This is a genomic window from Bradyrhizobium sp. MV1.5 (assembly GCF_055807615.1).
This window is the reverse complement of record NZ_JBVVPL010000097.1, coordinates 1-3,412: the sequence shown is the minus strand read 5'-3', so window position 1 is coordinate 3,412 and position 3,412 is coordinate 1. Positions and strand designations below refer to the sequence as shown.

The following is a 3,412-nucleotide window of genomic DNA, read 5'->3' as shown; positions in this document are numbered from 1 at the left end:
GCGGAATGGCTGGAACCGGGACAGCACGTGACCGCGATGGGATCGGATGCCGAACACAAGAATGAGATTGATCCCGCCGCGATCGCTCGTGCCGATCTCTACGTCGCCGACAGCCTTAGACAGACGCGGCGCCTTGGTGAACTCCATCATGCGATTGCCGCCGGCGTTGTCGCGGACGACGCAAGCTTTCCCGAACTTGGGGAAATTATTGCCGGATCTACCAGGGGGCGCGCGAGCGATACGCAAATTACGATCGCCGATCTCACCGGTACCGGCATCCAGGACACCGCCATCGCAACACTTGCTCTCGCACGGGCCGAGCCTGCCGGAACTGGCGCGGACTTCGAGAGCTGAGCAACCCGCAACCCTAGCGAACTGGCGCTGAGCGCGCATAACAGAATGGAGCAATGACAATGACAATTAGCAAAGGACCGCAGGCGTTCCCGCGAAAAGAATACCTGCGAAGACTTCATGCACTAAAATCAGAAATGGCACGGCGCCAAATCGATGTGCTTGTCGTAAACAACATGTCGAACATTACCTATCTTACAGGATACACAGCCCGGTCAGGCTATGTCCCGCAAGGACTTGTGGTGTCGACTAACGAGGAGGAGCCTACGTTCATTCTCCGTCGCCAGGATGCTCCAGCCGCCATCCATCAGACCTTCATGGAGCGCAATAAAGTTATCGGGTATCCAGAACATCTCATTGGCAATCCTGAAAAGGATGGGTTCGACACGGTGATCGATGTTCTTCATGAACTTGGACTTGCTAGCCGAGGCTTGGGCCTCGAATTGGGTTACCTGTCGGCTCAAACCGCCGAGAAATTTAAAGCCCGATTGCCCAAAGCGAAAATCGTAGATTGCACGAAAATTGTAGCCTGGATCCGGATTATTAAGTCAGATCTAGAGATTTCAGTCATGCGGGAAGCCGCCGCCATCGCCGATGCCGGAATTATGCGTGCAAAGGAAGTGATACGCCCTGGTATCCGGGAAGCTGACGCCATGGCCGAGATCGCAGCGACACTGGCGCGCGGTGCCAACGGCAAACCGGGAACGAGCCTCGCGTCGATGTATCTGTGCTCCTCACCACGCACCGGTACCCCCCACATTCCGTGGAGCGAGGATGTCTTTCGTGATGGTTCGCAGATAAATCTCGAACTTGGCGGAGTCCGCCATGGCTACGTTGCTGCCATCATGCGCACGTTCTCGATTGGCACACCATCCGACCGTCTACGTCGCTTACACAACGCGGAAGTTGCCGGTCTGGAGGTCGCGCTCAACACGGTCCGACCGGGAGCCACCTGCAGCGATGTTGCAAACGCCTTTTACCGCACCATTGAAAAACAAGGCTTCGAAAAAGATTCGCGGTGTGGGTACGCGATCGGCATAGATTGGGGCGAACCGTCCGCGAGCCTCAAGGATGGAGATTTGACGGAACTGAAGCCTAACATGACGTTCCATCTGATGCTCGGCAACTGGATTGACGAGGATTTCGGTTATGTCATCAGCGAGACCTTCCGCGTCACCGACTCAGGTGTCGAAGTATTGACTAAGGCGCCGCGGAAGCTGTTCGAGCTTTAGCCTAGGATTCGGGATAGCCGTCCCGATGGATTGCGGCGGAGGTAACGAAGCGCTAGCTAATTCTTGATCGAAGCTCAATGGCTGCCTTGCGGGGTGGCCATCTTTTTCAATTACGATCAAGGTCGCTCGGCAGGCCCAATCGAGAAGCTGATGTGGGTCTGCCGGTGCACGGTGGTTTGATTGGTGGCGCGAGTCGGAGTAGCCTATGCGCACGCGGTAGAGTGACGGACCGGTCGATTATCATAATTCTGGTCTTTCGAGATTGGAGGAGTTGTTCGAAGACATCAGGACCACGTAGTCGGGCAATGGGCTATGGAGCGGAGGAGGAATTTGCGACAGCCATTAACATGCTGTTCCGGCAACGGCCCCGCCAAAGCAGGCTACTTGCGGCATTGAGGTCGAGACCTAGAGCCGCCCATCGTCAAGGTGTGGGGCTTCGAGATATCGCCTTCTACCGCATACACTATTCCAAACAGTTGACGCCGAGCGGCACCATGGGCCCAGTCGCGCGATTACTACAGCGAACTTTGCTTTTTACTCAAACTTTGCAGTTTCGTCGTTTCACTGTTTGCCAAGTCGTCAATTCCGATGAGACCTTGGCCGTGCACAAACTCCCTCGCTGCGCGGTCAGGCTCATCATCCTTCCGACGCGCCGACCCGAATGGGCGCTCCAGCATACGTCGAATGCGCACCGGTTCGGGACCAATGTGGAAACCCGCCGCTTTTAGATCTAGCGCGCGTTCTGATTCAGTTGTGCGGTTGCGCTGCCGCAAATAGTCGAGCCATGTCGGGCAGTGATAGCGTTCAGTCCAGAGCTCGGGGTCGGCGATGTTGCGCGCAAGAGACCAGCCATACGCGCCGCTACGCTGTCGATACAATTGCACGTCCTGCATCACGTTGTGAAAGGCGCGCGCATTCTCCCGGGCGACTCGATACTCAATTTCAACCACAAGCGGCCCACTCCGACCAGAAAGTTCAAGCCGGACTTCGGGATCGGCCAACATTTCGGCGTCTTGTTCGCGAGTGCTGATACGCGGCATTCTTAGCCAGAGTCCAAAGATCGGTGACGCCAGCATCAATCCAGCCGAGATCAAGAGTGCTGTTTGAACACCGGAAACGTCGGCTGCATAACCCCAGGCCCAGCTACCCAAAGCAATTCCGCCTGATCCCGCCGCCTGGTAGGCCGCAAGCGAGCGACCGGCGACCCACCGGGGCGCCGACAATTGCACTCCAATATTGAAAAGAGCCCAAGCGATCATCCACACTGCACCTGCGAGGAATAGCGCGATCGTCGTCAATATCGGTTGGTCGCTCAGGGCTACCGCGACGATCGCCCCACCCATGGACAACGCGCAAGCGCGGGTTGCCGCTTCGCCGCTCATGCGCTTGCGCACCTCGGTAATGTTGAGTGCACCGACTACTGCGCCGAGCCCAAAAGCGCTTAGAATGATACCATACATCTGCGCGCCACCATGCAGCAGGTCTCGAGCTACGAGAGGCATAAGCGCGATAATGCCGCCACCAATCAGCCCTGTCAGCATGGAGCGAATCAGCACGATTTTGATGGACGGCGAATTGACGATATAGCGCACGCCGGAAACGATAGCGCGACTAAGACTTTCGGGAGGTAGACGGCTCGGCTCCGACATGCGTTTCCAAAGGAATAGCGCCAGGATCAGCGGGAGATAAAGCAGCGCGTTGAGCGCGAACGCAGCTACAGCACCCGCGGTCGCAACCACGATCCCGCCGATTGCCGGGCCTACGCTTCGCGCAATGTTGTAGCTGATGCTGTTGAGCGCTACCGCCGCCGGAAGTGTTTCGAGCGGCAC

The 3,412-nt window shown here is 57.1% G+C and carries 2 protein-coding genes and 1 pseudogene; 2 read left to right on the top strand and 1 reads right to left on the bottom strand.

Features of this window, described 5'->3' with window-relative positions:
* Window positions 1-354 (top strand): annotated as a pseudogene (locus tag AC0L2J_RS34565) (ornithine cyclodeaminase family protein); the annotation flags it as partial.
* A 59-nt stretch (window positions 355-413) separates the two neighbouring features.
* Window positions 414-1,583: a M24 family metallopeptidase gene (locus AC0L2J_RS34560; RefSeq protein ID WP_473395960.1), complete on the top strand. Its 1,170-nt coding sequence runs from the start codon at window positions 414-416 to the stop codon at window positions 1,581-1,583.
* A gap of 515 nt (window positions 1,584-2,098) precedes the next feature.
* On the opposite strand, the gene AC0L2J_RS34555 is transcribed toward AC0L2J_RS34560, so the two are convergent.
* Window positions 2,099-3,412: MFS transporter (locus AC0L2J_RS34555; RefSeq protein ID WP_473395959.1), on the bottom strand; the 1,314-nt coding region annotated here is incomplete at its 5' end.